This is a genomic window from Salinimonas sediminis, from assembly GCF_003429285.1.
GTDB classification, from domain to species: Bacteria; Pseudomonadota; Gammaproteobacteria; order Enterobacterales; family Alteromonadaceae; genus Alteromonas; species Alteromonas indica.
This window is the reverse complement of record NZ_CP031769.1, coordinates 948819-964026: the sequence shown is the minus strand read 5'-3', so window position 1 is coordinate 964026 and position 15208 is coordinate 948819. Positions and strand designations below refer to the sequence as shown.

General features: G+C 46.9%; 17 protein-coding genes. 7 read left to right on the top strand and 10 right to left on the bottom strand.

All coding sequences use genetic code 11. The annotated features are described in order from the left end of the window. Positions 1-5: 5 nt before the first annotated feature. From frr to rpsB, 4 genes are all read right to left on the bottom strand, one after another. Positions 6-563 (bottom strand): ribosome recycling factor, encoded by a 558-nt coding sequence (gene frr, locus D0Y50_RS04370; protein WP_108567921.1) that lies wholly within the window; start codon positions 561-563, stop codon positions 6-8. Positions 564-583: 20 nt separating this feature from the next. Beyond that, positions 584-1321: a UMP kinase gene (gene pyrH, locus D0Y50_RS04365; RefSeq protein ID WP_108567922.1), complete on the bottom strand. Its 738-nt coding sequence runs from the start codon at positions 1319-1321 to the stop codon at positions 584-586. A gap of 184 nt (positions 1322-1505) precedes the next feature. Next, positions 1506-2378 (bottom strand): translation elongation factor Ts, encoded by an 873-nt coding sequence (gene tsf / locus D0Y50_RS04360; protein WP_108567923.1) that lies wholly within the window; start codon positions 2376-2378, stop codon positions 1506-1508. A gap of 125 nt (positions 2379-2503) precedes the next feature. Beyond that, positions 2504-3235, bottom strand: a complete 732-nt coding sequence (gene rpsB / locus D0Y50_RS04355; protein ID WP_108567971.1) for a 30S ribosomal protein S2 — start codon at positions 3233-3235, stop codon at positions 2504-2506. A 360-nt stretch (positions 3236-3595) separates the two neighbouring features. On the opposite strand from rpsB, the gene map reads away from it, so the two are divergent. The 3 genes from map (at position 3596) to dapD (ending at position 8104) form a co-directional block, all read left to right on the top strand. Continuing rightward, a complete protein-coding gene (map, locus tag D0Y50_RS04350) occupies positions 3596-4390 on the top strand; it encodes a type I methionyl aminopeptidase (protein ID WP_108567924.1) in 795 nt (264 codons plus the stop codon). Between the two features lie 241 nt (positions 4391-4631). After that, a complete protein-coding gene (glnD, locus tag D0Y50_RS04345; RefSeq protein WP_117315683.1) occupies positions 4632-7283 on the top strand; it encodes a [protein-PII] uridylyltransferase in 2652 nt (883 codons plus the stop codon). Beyond that, on the top strand, positions 7280-8104 hold the full coding sequence (gene dapD / locus D0Y50_RS04340) for a 2,3,4,5-tetrahydropyridine-2,6-dicarboxylate N-succinyltransferase (RefSeq protein ID WP_108567926.1): 825 nt from the start codon (positions 7280-7282) through the stop codon (positions 8102-8104). The genes glnD and dapD overlap by 4 nt, the downstream gene beginning before the upstream one ends. 60 nt (positions 8105-8164) lie before the next feature. Here dapD and D0Y50_RS04335 read toward each other — a convergent pair whose 3' ends face one another. Genes D0Y50_RS04335 through D0Y50_RS04325 form a run of 3 tightly spaced genes read right to left on the bottom strand, consistent with a single transcriptional unit; the run spans position 8165 to position 9692 of the window. Further along, positions 8165-8614 carry a flavodoxin gene (locus D0Y50_RS04335; RefSeq protein WP_108567927.1) on the bottom strand — a complete coding sequence of 150 codons (450 nt, stop codon included), beginning with the start codon at positions 8612-8614 and terminating at the stop codon, positions 8165-8167. 15 nt (positions 8615-8629) lie between these two features. Then, a complete protein-coding gene (locus tag D0Y50_RS04330; RefSeq protein WP_117315681.1) occupies positions 8630-9373 on the bottom strand; it encodes a pseudouridine synthase in 744 nt (247 codons plus the stop codon). Next, on the bottom strand, positions 9366-9692 hold the full coding sequence (locus D0Y50_RS04325; RefSeq protein WP_170145446.1) for a YqcC family protein: 327 nt from the start codon (positions 9690-9692) through the stop codon (positions 9366-9368). Before D0Y50_RS04325 ends, D0Y50_RS04330 begins: the two co-directional genes overlap by 8 nt. Positions 9693-9802: 110 nt before the next feature. On the opposite strand from D0Y50_RS04325, the gene D0Y50_RS04320 reads away from it, so the two are divergent. Together D0Y50_RS04320 and D0Y50_RS04315 are read left to right on the top strand one after the other, a co-directional pair. Then, complete coding sequence (locus D0Y50_RS04320) at positions 9803-10861, top strand: DUF3549 family protein (protein ID WP_117315677.1); 1059 nt, start codon at positions 9803-9805, stop codon at positions 10859-10861. 1 nt (position 10862) lies between these two features. Next, entirely contained in the window at positions 10863-11168 is a 306-nt protein-coding gene (locus D0Y50_RS04315) for a DUF3301 domain-containing protein (RefSeq protein ID WP_108567931.1), read from the top strand. Positions 11169-11921: 753 nt separating this feature from the next. Here D0Y50_RS04315 and D0Y50_RS04305 read toward each other — a convergent pair. Continuing rightward, the gene (locus tag D0Y50_RS04305) at positions 11922-12581 is read right to left on the bottom strand and encodes a GNAT family N-acetyltransferase (protein WP_108567933.1); all 660 of its coding nucleotides are present in this window, start codon (positions 12579-12581) and stop codon (positions 11922-11924) included. Between the two features lie 241 nt (positions 12582-12822). After that, positions 12823-13182, bottom strand: a complete 360-nt coding sequence (locus D0Y50_RS04300) for a DUF3192 domain-containing protein (RefSeq protein WP_108567934.1) — start codon at positions 13180-13182, stop codon at positions 12823-12825. Between the two features lie 222 nt (positions 13183-13404). Between D0Y50_RS04300 and D0Y50_RS04295 the strand changes: the two genes are divergently transcribed. Then, positions 13405-13716 (top strand): hypothetical protein, encoded by a 312-nt coding sequence (locus D0Y50_RS04295; RefSeq protein WP_176582447.1) that lies wholly within the window; start codon positions 13405-13407, stop codon positions 13714-13716. Here D0Y50_RS04295 and syd read toward each other — a convergent pair. After that, positions 13682-14236: a SecY-interacting protein gene (syd, locus tag D0Y50_RS04290; RefSeq protein ID WP_117315675.1), complete on the bottom strand. Its 555-nt coding sequence runs from the start codon at positions 14234-14236 to the stop codon at positions 13682-13684. The genes D0Y50_RS04295 and syd overlap by 35 nt on opposite strands. A 101-nt stretch (positions 14237-14337) precedes the next feature. Between syd and queF the strand changes: the two genes are divergently transcribed. Then, entirely contained in the window at positions 14338-15177 is an 840-nt protein-coding gene (queF, locus tag D0Y50_RS04285) for an NADPH-dependent 7-cyano-7-deazaguanine reductase QueF (protein ID WP_117315673.1), read from the top strand. The last annotated feature ends 31 nt before the right edge of the window (positions 15178-15208 follow it).

The following is a 15208-nucleotide window of genomic DNA, read 5'->3' as shown; positions in this document are numbered from 1 at the left end:
AGCTATTAGACTTCCATTAGTTCTTTTTCTTTAACCGCCAGAATGCTGTCCACCTGCTTAATAAAGTCGTTGGTCAGGGTCTGGATATTTTCTTCTGCTGCGCGACTTTCGTCTTCGCTAATATCCTTTTCCTTAAGTAGCTCTTTTACATCGCTGTTGGCGTCGCGGCGTATATTCCGAATAGCGACCCGCCCCTGCTCGGCTTCCGCGCGAACGACTTTGATCAAATCTTTACGGCGCTCTTCAGTTAGTGGAGGCATTGGAATGCGAATGGTGGTGCCGGCGCTCATTGGGTTTAATCCCAAATCTGACTGCATAATAGCCTTTTCGACGGCTTGCGTGGCGCTTTTGTCAAACACGGTCAGCGCCAGCGTTCGGCTATCTTCGGCAATAACATTAGCAATTTGCTTCAGCGGCGTGTCAGCACCGTAATACGATACCTGAATCCCATCCAGCAGGCTTGGGTGCGCCCGGCCAGTACGGATTTTACTTAACTGACTTTTCAGTGCGCTGATGCTTTTATCCATACGCTCACGCGCATCTAATTCAATTTCATCAATCACGATTTTGTTCCTATTTTCTTTTACAGTTTGTCAGCACGGTCAATCAGCGTGCCTTCCGGCTCGCCCATTACCACTTTTTTCAGGCAACCAGGCTTGTTCATATTGAACACGCGAATAGGCACACCGTGGTCGCGCGCCAGCGTAAACGCAGACAAATCCATTACTTTGAGTTCTTTTTCCAGCACTTCATCGTAAGTAAGCTGCGAATAAAGCTGAGCATCAGGATTTTTAGCCGGGTCATCACTATAAACACCGTCTACTTTGGTGGCTTTTAATACCGCATCGGCTTCAATCTCAATACCCCGTAAACACGCGGCTGAATCGGTAGTAAAGAAAGGGTTTCCGGTACCGGCAGAGAAAATAACCACGCGGCCAGATTTTAGCAAACTAATAGCTTCGGCCCAGTTGTACGCGTCACATACCCCGTTTAAAGGAATAGCAGACATCATACGCGCATTTACAAATGCCCGATGAAGCGCATCGCGCATCGCCAGGCCATTCATTACGGTAGCCAGCATTCCCATATGGTCGCCCACCACGCGGTTCATGCCAGCCTTGGCCAGCCCTTCGCCACGAAACAGATTACCGCCACCAATAACCAGACCAACCTGCACACCCAGTTCGACCAGCTCTTTAATTTCCTGTGCCATTCTGTCAAGTACTTTGGGGTCGATGCCGAAACCTTCGGCGCCCATCAGGGCTTCGCCACTGAGTTTTAACAAAATACGACGATAGGCTGATTTTGGTGTGATGCTCATTGTTTGATTTGTCCTATATGAACTCGGCTTGTCATATTTCTCACTATGCAAGAAATGGGACAAAACGACTTAACTATTGGGCGTTGCGTGCCCGTTACCGTGATTTTACTTATAAAAAAGCACCTCCGAAGAGGTGCCCGTAGTGTATCTGACTATTGCGTCATGCAAAAGTAGAAGGCAGTATTTATTTCTTTGCTGCTTCCATTTGCGCAGCAACTTCAGCCGCGAAATCTTCGCTTTTCTTCTCAATACCTTCACCAACTTCAAAACGAATGAAGTTAATTACGTCGGTGTTGTTGCTCTTAAGCAACTCACCTACGGTGTTAGAAGGATCTTTTACGAAAGGCTGACCTGTCAGGCTGATTTCACCAGAGAATTTCTTCATCCGGCCGGCAACCATTTTCTCGGCAATATCAGCTGGCTTGCCAGACTGCATAGCAATGCCGATTTGGATGCTTTTTTCTTTCTCTACAACGTCTTCTGGCACATCTTCTGGCTTAACAAACTGCGGGCTCGCAGCAGCAACGTGCATAGACACGTCTTTAGCCAGGCTTTCTTCGCCACCAGTAAGAATAGATACCACACCGATACGGCCGCCGTGTACGTAAGCACCCAGGTTTTCACCTTCCACGTTAACTACGCGACGAGGAGAAATGTTCTCACCGATTTTAGTGATTAGGTCTTCACGTACTTCACTGATTTTCTTACCGTTCAGTTCAGCATCGTTCAACGCATCGATATCGTTGATATTTTGTTCGTGGGCAACATTTAGAATCTCGTTACCAAACTTTAAGAAACCTTCGTCGCGAGCAACGAAATCCGTTTCACAGTTTAGTTCAAGCATAGTCGCGCGATTACCACTGACTTTAGTCAGGATAACGCCTTCAGCGGCGATACGACCTGCTTTTTTCGCAGCTTTTGCCTGTCCAGACTTGCGCATATTTTCGATGGCCAGTTCGATATCACCGTCAGTCTCGACCAGTGCTTTTTTACAGTCCATCATGCCTGCGCCTGTGCGCTCACGTAGTTCTTTAACTAGTGCTGCAGTCACTGCCATTTTTCAATTCCTCAGCATTAATATTTTCTAATGGTAAAAGGGGCCACTGCCCCTTCAAAGATATTCATCTTGTATTATGACAGCACCATGTCAATGCATGACGCTGTCATTGGTGCCGAATGCTATTACTCAGCAGCTTCTACGAAGTCGTCCTGCTCAGCTTGCGCTTCCAGGTTGCTGTTACGACCAGCGCTAACAGCACTTGCAGCAGCTTCCAGATACAGCTGGATTGCACGGATTGCGTCATCGTTACCAGGGATAACGTAATCTACGCCATCTGGGTTAGAGTTGGTATCAACCACACCAACAACCGGGATACCCAGGTTACGCGCTTCTGTTACGGCGATGTGTTCGTGGTCAGCATCGATAACAAAGATTGCATCAGGCAGTCCGCCCATGTCTTTGATACCACCCAGGCTGTTCTCAAGCTTGTCCATTTCACGCTGTAACATCAACGCTTCTTTTTTGGTTAGCTTTTCGAAAGTACCATCCTGGCTTTTTTGCTCAAGCTCTTTCAGACGTTTGATAGACTGACGAACTGTTTTCCAGTTAGTCAACATACCGCCTAACCAGCGCTTGTTTACATAGAACTGATCACATTTTACCGCTGCGTCTTTAACCGCTTCACCGGCTGCACGCTTAGTACCAACAAAAAGGATTTTACCTTTTTTAGCAGCAACGCCAGAAAGGTAGTTCATCGCTTCATTAAAAAGCGGAACCGTTTTTTCCAGGTTGATGATATGAACCTTGTTACGCGCACCAAAGATGTAAGGTTTCATCTTAGGGTTCCAGTAACGGGTTTGGTGACCGAAGTGAACACCAGCTTTTAGCATGTCACGCATTGAAACATTAGCCATGATTTTTTCCTCTAATGGGGTTAGGCCTCCATACACCCCTTGCATCGATCCGGTCTCCCGGACACCCCGATATCAAGTGTCGGTGTATGTGTGTTATATGAATATATTCGTACCTTGTTTTGCATTGCCAGCAGCAGCTTTTGCCCCAACCATACAAACAGGCGGGCGCTTTATACCATGAGCAAACTTTGAACTCAAGTTAAACGCCCGATTTGATCCACTAAATAGCCTGTCATTATCGCCTGGCAACCTATACAGAAGTCGGCGGAACCGTTACCATAAAGGGTATTAGGCTTGATATGTGCTATAGGCAACCATATTAAGCAAGGTAAGTTTGACTATTAACTATTGAGGGTTCCGGTGGCAGCTATTATCAAAACCGCTGAAGAAATAGAGAAAATGCGCGTGGCTGGCAAGCTGGCTTCTGACGTCTTAACCATGATCACACCTTATGTAAAAAAAGGCGTAACGACAGACGAGCTAAACAGCATTTGCCACGATTATATTGTAAATGAACAAGGGGCGACGCCTGCGCCACTCAATTATGGTCATCCACCTTTCCCCAAATCAGTATGTACGTCAGTAAATCACTGTATCTGCCACGGCATACCTTCTGATAAGAAACTCAAAGATGGCGATATTCTTAATATTGATGTCACCGTAATCAAAGACGGTTATCACGGTGACACCTCAAAAATGTTTATGGTGGGGAAACCTTCGATACTGGCAGAGCGCCTGGTGAAAGTTACCCAGGAGTGTTTATATAAGGCGATCGAACAAGTTAAACCCGGCATGCGTTTAGGGGATATCGGTCACCTTTGCCAAACCCATGCAGAATCGCATAACTATTCAATTGTACGGGAATATTGTGGCCATGGTATCGGGGCTGGCTTCCACGAAGAACCGCAAATAGTACACTATGGCCGTCCAGGTACCGGGGATGAACTGGTGCCGGGTATGTGTTTTACCATTGAACCCATGGTTAATGCCGGTAAACGCTATTCAAAAGTGCTTCCCGACCAATGGACAGTGGTAACTAAGGATCGTAGCCTGAGTGCGCAGTGGGAACATACACTGCTGGTAACGGAAACCGGTGTTGAGGTACTTACTTTGCGTGAGGAAGAAGACCTACCGCGGGTAATCAACCACGCCTAATTACGTATGCAGAGCCCTTGTCAATTTGCCGGGGCGCGCTTAAGCGCGTTGTTGCATTGGCGGGGGCATCGGCTATTTGAACATATACTTTTCTATATATTTATTCATTTTTCCTTCCAACTTATGCTTTATTTGCGGCTGCGAGGTGTAGGCTTTCATGCTAAGGTGCGTGTGCCGGTAAGGGTCGTTTGTTACGATCGCTTCCTTAAGGTCTGAATACCGTAATGATGAGGATACATTTTTGAGTCTGCAAAAGTTAATCGCTCAGGTTGAGCAAATTTCCTCAGTAGAGGATTTGCTTGCTATCAAGCAATGCGTAAAAGACAGCTATAGCTGGCTGGATAAAGCATTTGACACCTCTCCGGTAAATCAGCTGGTAACTGGCCGCGCGCATTTTGCTGATGCCCTGCTACTGCATTTATGGCATCTGCTGCGGTTGGATGAGATTTCGGATATTGCCCTGTGTGCGGTCGGTGGCTACGGCCGCGGTCATTTACAGCCCTATTCAGATATTGACCTGTTAATTTTAAGCCGCAAAACGCTAAGCCCGGACTCGCAAGAGAAAGTCAGCCGTTTTATCACTCTGTTATGGGATATTAAACTGGATGTGGGACAGTCTGTTCGGACTATAAAAGAAACGGTCAGGTTAGCCAAAGAAGATATTTCCATTGCCACCAATCTGGTAGAAAGCCGTTTATTAATTGGCAATGAAAATGTCTTTGAAGCATTACGCGAAGAGATAAACGGCCGCAATACCTGGACTAGTCAGGCGTTTTTTGTGGCCAAATATGAAGAGCAAAAAACCCGTCATGCGAAGTTTAATGGCACCTCATATAATCTTGAGCCGAATGTTAAAGAAAACCCAGGTTGCTTACGCGACATTCAGTCAATTGGCTGGGTAGCTAAAAAGCACTTTAAAGAATATGACGGCTGGAATCTGGTTGGCCACGGCTATTTTACTGAAGATGAACACAGTGAGCTTATTCGCTGTCGTATGCACTTATGGCGTCTTCGGTTTGCCCTGCACCTAACAGCAGGGCGCAGTGAAAACCGGTTGTTGTTTGACTATCAACCCGAGGTGGCTGCACGGCTCGGGTACGGCGAGGAAGGCAAAGCTTCGGTTGAGCGGATGATGCGGGACTTTTTTCGCACCGTGCGCCGGGTTAGTGAGCTTAATAAGATGCTACTTCACCGGTTCCGATACGACATGCTCAATCAAAATGTCAAACAGCAGCACATTATTGACGACAATTACTGGCTATTGGATGGCATGATTGCCCCACGGCATGAGCAGGTCATTAATTCGCCTGAAGCTGTGCTGGACTTTTTGAAAGTAGTCGCCGATACCCCCGCTGTTGAAGGCCTTGATACAGATACGATCAGGCAATTACGTAATACCCGTCGCGCCTTTGAAAAAGTTTATTTTGTAGAACGCGAAGCCTGTCGGGATAAGATAATGGTGCTGTTCCGGCATCCCAGTTTTTTTGACTTTGCCTGGGATATAATGCACGAGTACGGCATTTTACAGTCGTACCTGCCAGAGTGGGATAAAATAGTTGGTATGATGCAGTTTGATCTGTTTCATGCCTATACGGTAGATGAACATACCCACCGGCTGGTAAAGCACGTAAACCATTATTTCAGCTCGCAGAACCGCGAATTTCCGCGCTGCGGCCGTATTGCGCGTAACCTCGACAAACCGGAATTGCTCTATATAGCAGCTATATTTCATGATATTGCTAAAGGCCGCAATGGCGATCACTCGGTGTTGGGCGCAAAAGATGTAATGACCTTCTGTGCCTCTCACGATATTGATGATAAAGATGCCCGGCTCATTGCTTGGCTGGTGGAAAATCATTTATTGATGTCGGTCGTGGCTCAGCGCCGCGATATTTACGATCCTGACGTTATCAATGAGTTTGCCACGGCGGTGCGTAGCCATAATCATTTAAACTTATTATATGCCCTCACGTTGGCCGACATTCGGGCCACCAATGATAATTTGTGGAATGACTGGAAAGCCTCATTGTTACGTGAGTTGTACCTGATCACCCAAAAGGCATTGGATAATGGTCTTCAATGCCAGGCTACCATTGATGAGCGGGTTACCATGCACAAACAGCTGGCTAAACAGTTGCTTACCGAAAGTGGTGAAGACCAGATCAAGGTCGATGTGCTGTGGACCCGGATGGATGATGATTACTTTGTGCGCTTTAAACCTGCGCAAATCGCCTGGCATACCCGGGAAATCATCCAGGCTGAAGATGATCTGTTTAAGAACGATCCTGACACCCTGCTGATTCGGGCGAATGACAATATTGCCAAAGGGGGGACGGAGATTTTGATATACGGTAAAGATCGTCGCGCTCTGTTCGCCCAGGTGGCCTCCGTATTAGATAGCCGGAATTGTTCAATTCATGATGCTCATATCACCGTAACCCGGGATGGCTATGTCTTTGACAGTATGCTGGTATTAGAGAATGATGGCTCTCGCTTATCTTCTATCGACCGTACCACCAGCCTGGAAGAAGCCATCTTAAGTCAACTGAATAAACCGGGCTTTGCCCATGATAATAAACGCAAGTTGCCGCGCCAGATGCGTCAGCTTGATGTCCCTACAAAAGTACGTTTTTTCAATATCGCCGACGAATATACGCTGATTGAGCTTGAAGCGTTGGATGCGCCCGGTATTCTGGCTAAAGTAGGCCACGCCTTTGTAGATAAAAATGTCACCCTTAAACTGGCAAAAATCGCTACCATTGGGGAGCGTGCCGAAGATGTGTTTATTGTGACAAATGATGAAGGCAAGGCATTGACTCAGGACCAGCAGGTGGGCCTGAAAAAACGGATTCTGTACAAACTCGACCAACTTGAAGATATCACTATACCATGACTGAACTACAAATTATTATTGAACAGGCGTTTGACAACCGCGACTCACTTTCTCCTTCAGAAGCACCACAAGATGTGCGTGATGCAGTGGGCCAGGCCATTGATATGCTTAATGCCGGCACCGCCCGGGTGGCAGAAAAAATTGATGGTAAGTGGGTGGTTCATCAATGGCTGAAAAAAGCGGTACTCTTGTTTTTCCGCCTGCACAACAATGAAATGATTGAAGGTGCGGAGAGTCGCTTTTTTGATAAAGTGCCATTGAAATATCGCCATTACACAGCAGAGCAATTTGCCAGCGATGGTGTGCGTATCGTACCCCCTGCAGCGGTCCGTACTGGTTCGTTTGTAGGTAAGAACGTGGTGGTTATGCCATCGTATATCAACATCGGGGCATACGTTGGTGAAGGCACCATGGTGGATACCTGGGCGACGGTAGGCTCATGTGCACAAATAGGTAAAAATGTACATTTGTCTGGTGGCGTAGGTATTGGCGGAGTGCTTGAACCATTGCAAGCCAACCCAACCATTATCGAAGACAATTGCTTTATCGGTGCGCGTTCAGAAGTAGTGGAAGGCGTTATTGTTGAAGAAGGCTCGGTTATTTCTATGGGTGTTTATATCAGCCAAAGCACTCGTATCTATGACCGTGAGACAGGCGAAATTCATTACGGTCGCGTACCTGCGGGCTCGGTGGTAGTGGCCGGAAGCCTGCCTGCCAAAGACGGCGACCATAGCCTTTATGCAGCAATCATTGTAAAGAAAGTTGATGCAAAAACCCGCGCTAAAGTGGGTATTAATGAGTTATTACGCGGGGTTGAGTAACCTTTCCAGGTAACCCGACGGCCTGCTAATGCAGGCCGTTTTATATGGCGTTGGGGCTGGTTATTCTACAAACAGCTTATCTTTAAGGCCATTTACCCATTCCACTACGTCCTTTTCAGGCTCCATGGTTTCAATCGCGTCAACTTCCAGCATATCAGCTACCGGCTTACCTTGTAGCTCAGTAAGTAACGCATAAAAATGTCGGCCGCCTCCACAGAAATTATCATAACTGCTGTCACCCAAACCTGCTACAGCAAAAGGCTTTTGATTAAGCAGCGGAAATTCGTCTTTCAAATCAGAAAAAACAAATTCCAGATTAGGCGGTACATCCCCTTGCCCGGTAGTAGAGGTAATCACTAAAATAGCGTCATTTTGTGTGAAATCAGCTACCGCAGCATCTTCATACAGCTCACAGTCGTACCCTTGCGAGGCCAAACTTTCTTCTACCTGTTCCGCAACATGCTGAGCGTTGCCGTATACACTGCCACAGAATATCCCTAATTTTGCCATCGTAAATATTACCTCTTATGCTTTATGCTTAACCTGATAGACCTGCCAGTCTTTTAGCAGCTGCTCGATTGACGCCCCAGGTGAACACGTAATTTCCAGCCAGCGCTGTGAAGCAGGATGTTCAAACCCAAGTCTGGTACAACTTAAGGCCAGATTCTTAAAATCAAACCGTTCACGTAAAAATTTATTTTGTTTACCATCGCCGTGACTGGTGTCACCCAGGATAGGATGGCGCAAATGCACCATGTGCCGTCGCAGTTGATGCTTGCGTCCTGTATGCGGGTACAAACGCACCAACGTATAGCGAGATGTGGGGTAACGGTCTGACTGTATTGGTAATTCAAAATAACGTTCAGGTTGATAGACCGTACAGGCTGGTTGAGGTGCAATATCGCCGCGATCTTTATCTGCAAATTTGTCTGCTTTAAATTTTAACGCGTAATCAACCATACCCGGCGCCTGCACAAAACCACGCACAATAGCCGTATATTGCTTAATAATTTGGCGTGCCATCATCTGTCGCCCCAGAATACTGGCGTTGACGCCATCAAAGGTAAACAACAAAATTCCACTGGTGGGACGGTCCAATCGGTGCACGGGAAAGACATGCCGGCCAATTTGATCTCTTAGTTGTTGTACCGCAAAACGGGTTTCCCGTTTGTCGATTGGACTACGATGCACTAACAAACCAGCAGGTTTGTTGATAGCAACGAGAGTGTCATCCTGATACACAATTGGTAGAGGCGCGCGGTCATCCATGGAACGGCTCAGCTTTACTAAGATTGTCTAATACCAAAAGCTGATGAACCAGTGGAGTATGCTCGCCCTCATACACCTGTTGGGCCATAGGCGCGACATCCATAGCAGGCGGTAAGCTACCATGTTCGGTCAGGTATTGGCGTAGCTGGGGTAGGAAAATAAACTGTAACCATTGTTCAAAAGCCAGGGTATCTATCGCGAACGGTGCTTGCGAAGTTAACTGCTGAGCAGTCGGCGGGCAATCGCTCCATAAACCTGATTGCTGTAAATACGTCTGGATCTGCAGCAACGTATTTTCAATATTTTGAATGTGCGTCATAGCTTGTGTGGTTGGTTTGTTAAAAAGCGCAAGTATACCACGACTGGTCAACATGAAGGCAGACAGGTAAACTACCCGGCTTAGGTTTTAAGGCAGTACAGGTGGCAACAATGGGCGCACAGACAATTGAATCAATCAGTGAATTTTTGCTTCACGCAGGCACAAACTTTCAAGTCGTAGATATGGGGCGGGGGCTGACACCTATTGACGCCCAAACCTTTTTAGATTTGGAAAACGGCAAATTACTGGTTCCGCGCCCCCGCCAGCAACACGCCTGGTTCGCAATTGTATTTTGGAATACCAGCCAAACCCAGGCTAAAGAATACATCTGGTTTTTGAAATTGCCGGTTGATGAGCAAGGTTTGGTGGTGACGGCCACCCGTAATCACTTTTTGCAAATTATTGTGGATGCGTTAGGTAGCAGCCTGGCCGACGACACCGAACAAGGGGAAACACTGCCAGACAATCCCTACAATTTTGTGCCGCCACAAACACTAATGGCACATTTTAATGCGCTCATTCGGCATGTATTGAATAAGCCAGCGGTAACAGGCACGGCCGATGTCGAACGCTATATCCGACATCCTGCGGTAATGGACTGGCAAACATTGTCGATTCAGGCCATCGCCGACTGCGCCTACCACATAGAGAAAAACCAGTTGGACCAGCCTTTCACCCAACATTTTTCATTGTACGCGGCGGATTTTCAGCAAACCTACTTAAGTGCTTTAGAACATGTTGCATTGCCCCAGCTTGTGCAGAACTATCTGCTGGCATGGCTGGATAAACATGGTATTACCAGCGAAGAGTCGGCTGTAGCACTAGCGGTATTAAGAGCGCTAAGTTGTGATGAGGTTATGCCCGAAATTCAACAACGTCTGGCTGCTATTCTGGCTGCCTCTGAGCTGAATATGGATGTATTATCGGTTATTGCGGCTCGTCACTTTAACCAGTTGAACGACACCTTATTACTCGCGTTTTTCGAGCATGCGGCCAAATTAGACACCCAACAACAGTTTGACGGGGCCCTGTTTAAAGGCTTTTTTGCCGACTTAGTCAGCATCCCCATCCTACGCACCAAAGTACTTGGTTTGCTACGCTCTACCGAACGCAGTGAAACGCTGGCGCGGGCGATTGGCGCGTTATTTTCTGCCACCCGAGGAAACTAATGTGACCCTGGCTGAACTTACCCTGTTTTTATGCTTACTATTGATTGGTTTTCAGTTTTGGCGTATTCGCAGCATTAGTGAACGAGCGAATCTGCATATTCAACAATATTGTCAAACCCACCAGCTACAATTACTGTCGGTCGCCCGGCGTAAAACGCGATTATCGTTTAAATACGCGAAAATCGACTGGCATTCTGTTTTTGTATTTGAGTTTTCGGGAAATGGTGAAGACCGTTACGTAGGCGAAATGGAGCTGATAGGACAACGGGTGTTGCGCACCCATTTACCGCCGTATCGGGTAAATTAAAGCGATAGATACAAAAAAAGCGATAACCTCAAGGTCATCGCTTTTTTCAAATTTTGAGCATCCTTCTCAGCCATCCATTGCAGTTGAAATCATCCTGTTTCAAATCCCTGTATGCCCTTTCCATTTTCGCCCTGCGCATCCTGTGCAGGCTACTTATCCTTAAGTAGTTCCCTTTCCTTGATTCCCTGACACTATTACACATCCCATTCGTGTAACATTCTTCATCTATGAAGTTGTCCATGCGGTCTTCCTGACCGGGTTCCTTACCTGCTATCCTTGCTTACGCACATCCTGTCACGCAAATCATCATCCGTTGATGTTGTCCGTTTGCTGGTGAATCATTCACCGGGTCCCTGTCCTTACTCCACACCTTGTGGTCTCTTCGTCACTGAAGATGTCCTAACTGTTCGATTCCTTCGAACTGTCCTATTCCTACATCCCTGTGCAACATATCCGTGTTAGATGGCTCGTCCGTTTAATCCTTCAATACTGATCGTGCGCCGTCCTGACTCGTCGTGTTTCCCTGTGACGATTGATATATTACTGGCTTGAAGAAGCTTTGCGAGAGGCAATTTGAAGAAATTTTAAGACAGTTTTTTGACACTGCTATCAAACATTAAAAAAGTTCAATAAAAACATCAGGTTTATACTTAAGTATAGTTTCGAGGAAGATAAAATAACCTTAAAACTTACGCAGATGTACGATATGTCTTACACAGGATGTCGGATTATAAGACATAAAGTTCACGCAATTTATCGCAGAGGAATGTCGCTTGAACGCTTTTTATACAAAACGTCCCCTTCTACCCCGGCTATTTGTAGCGAAGTAACCTTAGAATAACCGCCATCTTCAAAAAAATAGCGATAGGCAGGCACGGTGGCAAATACACCTACCCCCTGGCTTTCCTCGCTCTGCGCCACAATAGTATCAATGGCCCCCATGAGAACGTGGCCCAGACCAATATGTTGATAGTCGGGATGTACGCCTATAAGCGAAATCATATGAAAGGATTCGGCAGGGATTAGCGCCCGAATCCGCTCTTCTTTTTCTACAAACTGGCGGGTGGAGAAAAGCCCGGCTGTGAGCATCATCTTTAATCGCCAATGCCACATACGCCCCGGCACAAAACCCTGATTTGGCTTCGTAATGCAGGTTACCGCCAGCAACCGCGTTCCCTCAAACAAGCCCAGCAGTATTTGTTCGGCGTCCCAGCAAGCTGTGAGTTCTTGTTTTATGGCCTGACGTAAGCGGCTCTCATACCCTTCTCGCTCGGCCTGAAAGATATGCTCGAATAAGGCATCATTGTGATAGGCGTTATACGCGATAGATGCGGCGACGTTGAGATCGTCAGCTTGTAAATAGGTGGCTTGTACAGCGTGGATATCGACTGAGACCGGCGTAGACGATGGCATGGTAACTCCTTAACCCAGCAAAATATTTGCTATGTACAAAGTTTAACCACACCATGCCTTAAAAAGTAAAGCAAGAAAAGCGCAGAGTGGCGTTAACGACTAAACCAGGTCGGTTGTCAGCGCTGAAATGCACTCTTCCGCATGCCTGCAGATTGCTATAAACACTCTTCCACATTATTACAGAGCGCTGTAGGCACTCTTCCACATCATTACAGCGCGCTGTAGGCACTCTTTCCCATGATTACAGCGCGCTGTAGGCACTATCTCCCCAGCCCACTAAAGCACCATTTTTAAAGACCAGCGGGGTACACTCATCTTTCGTGGTTACGCCGTCATCCATAGTGCGCTGTGTGCGGTAATACAACACCCGGTAAACCCCGTCATCTTTTTGATGCATTTCGCTAAAATCGGCCACCCCCATTTTTCTGGCGATTGCCTCAAACGCTGCTCCCTGCTCTAAGTTGCTAATATGCTTTCGATTATTCTGTTCCCGCTCTTCCCACTCACTGGCGTGATTACTGTCATTTCCATCTACGGAAATAACACAGCCCGAAAGTACGACTGGGGCGCTTAATGCCAGTAATAAAGGTAAATATTTCATTAGCGTATTCCTTTTTATTTTATATGAGTGTTGTGTACACCTGAACATATCAAATCTAAGGCCAACTTTAACCTATTGATTTTACATAACTTAACCAAACATCCGATTGCATTAACTACCACTATTTAACAAACCACACTATTATTTAGTCAGACTAACAACTACGCTTTAAGGCCGCGCCATGGTAATTTGCTGGTTTTGGGTAGCACAGTTAGCATTTTTATGAGTAATCCACATTCAGACCAGTTATTCGCGTTATGCCAGCAGCTTTATCAGCAAGGCACCACGCCTAATATCGCGTTACTGCGGGCAAAAGCGCCGGGCAAAGTCAGTATTACCCAGGCAATTGATGCCATAAAGCGATTCAATAGCGCCGCCAAACCGGCTCTAAAAGAGGCAGGCTCGCCCCCCACCGAGGCGCAAAAAATTCAGTCACTGGAAAAACGGGTTGCCGAACTGGAAGCAGCCATCACTGTGCTTGAGCAACGTATATCCAGCGTTATACCGGAAGCCGGGGCGCCAGCGCCTGAATAAATCCGGCCAAATCATCTGCCAGTTTGTCGTCAGACTTTTTACCCACTTGCTCCAACAGTACCGCACCACTACTGTTATCAATGGTTAAGATATAATCGTCGTCGCTGGTCAACCCAAAAAACAACGTTTCAGGTTGGCGCAGGCGACGCTTCATCAAAATATGTCCGATCAGGTTTTCCTGTAGGCGCTCAAAATCTTCGGCACTGAGCACTTGCAGCAAATCACACTCCCCCTGCGCCGCAGTTGCCGGCAAGTTTTCCGAATAATAGCGGGTAAAATAAGCCGTAAATTGCGTATTTAGCTGAATTTCCAATGCTTGTTCCAGCTTTGCAAATGACAATACTGGCGCTTGTGGGGTGGGCTTCCAGGTAACCGGCTGACCGTTATCTACCCGTTCCAGGTAGCAAGAGGATGGCCATGCACTATCATAAGTTACCGTTAATGGTGAATTGTGCTGCTGTGTTAAACCTAATAACCGCGCGATAAAATCGTCCAGCGCGGCGTCTACCGGGTTAGCCATAACCAAATTCCTTTCATTGTATTACCTGAGTGAAATCGCAAACCCCACGCAATCGCGGTATCATTTGCTTCTTTTTTAAGTTTACGGTTTAAGTGGTCGCTATGACAAACAATGCCTCATCAAATTTGCCGGATAATTTAACCCTTGGTCAGCAAGTGGCGTATGACGCCCACTACAATCCTGAGTTATTGCAGGGCGTCGCCAGGTCGATAAGCCGAGACGCACAGCATATCAGCGGTCCGGACCTGCCTTTTTCTGGCATTGATACCTGGACCGGCTATGAGCTGTCCTGGCTTAATGCCAAAGGCAAACCACAGGTAGGGATTGTAGAGTGTCACGTGCCGGTGACCTCGGCCAATTTAATTGAGTCAAAATCATTTAAGCTATATTTAAACAGCTATAACCAAACCCATTTTGATGACCTGGACGCGGTTAAACGGACACTTCAAGCTGATTTGTCACGCTGCGCGGGGGAGCAGGTGACGGTGGCTGTATTTCTACCCCATCAGTTTAATCGCTTTGCTACTGCAGAATTAGCAGGCGTGGTGATTGATGATATAGATATCGAAATAGACCAGTATTCCCCTGACCCGAACCTGCTAAGAACGGAACACAAACAGGTATCAGAAACGCTGGTTAGCCATTTGCTGAAATCGAACTGCCTGATAACCAGCCAACCCGACTGGGCCAGTGTATTGATTAAGTATGAAGGCCAGGCCTTAAATCATGAACAGTTACTGAGATACCTGATTGGCTTTCGGCAGCATAATGAGTTTCATGAACAATGTGTCGAGCGTATTTTCTGCGATATAAAGGCGTTGCCCGGCATTGATAAACTGACGGTTCTGGCGCGCTATACCCGGCGCGGCGGCCTGGATATCAACCCGTTCAGGTCTAACTTTGAAGCCCCCTACCCCAACCAACGTAACGCCCGACAATAGTCGGGCAAAAAACACAGACCTGTGCCACAAT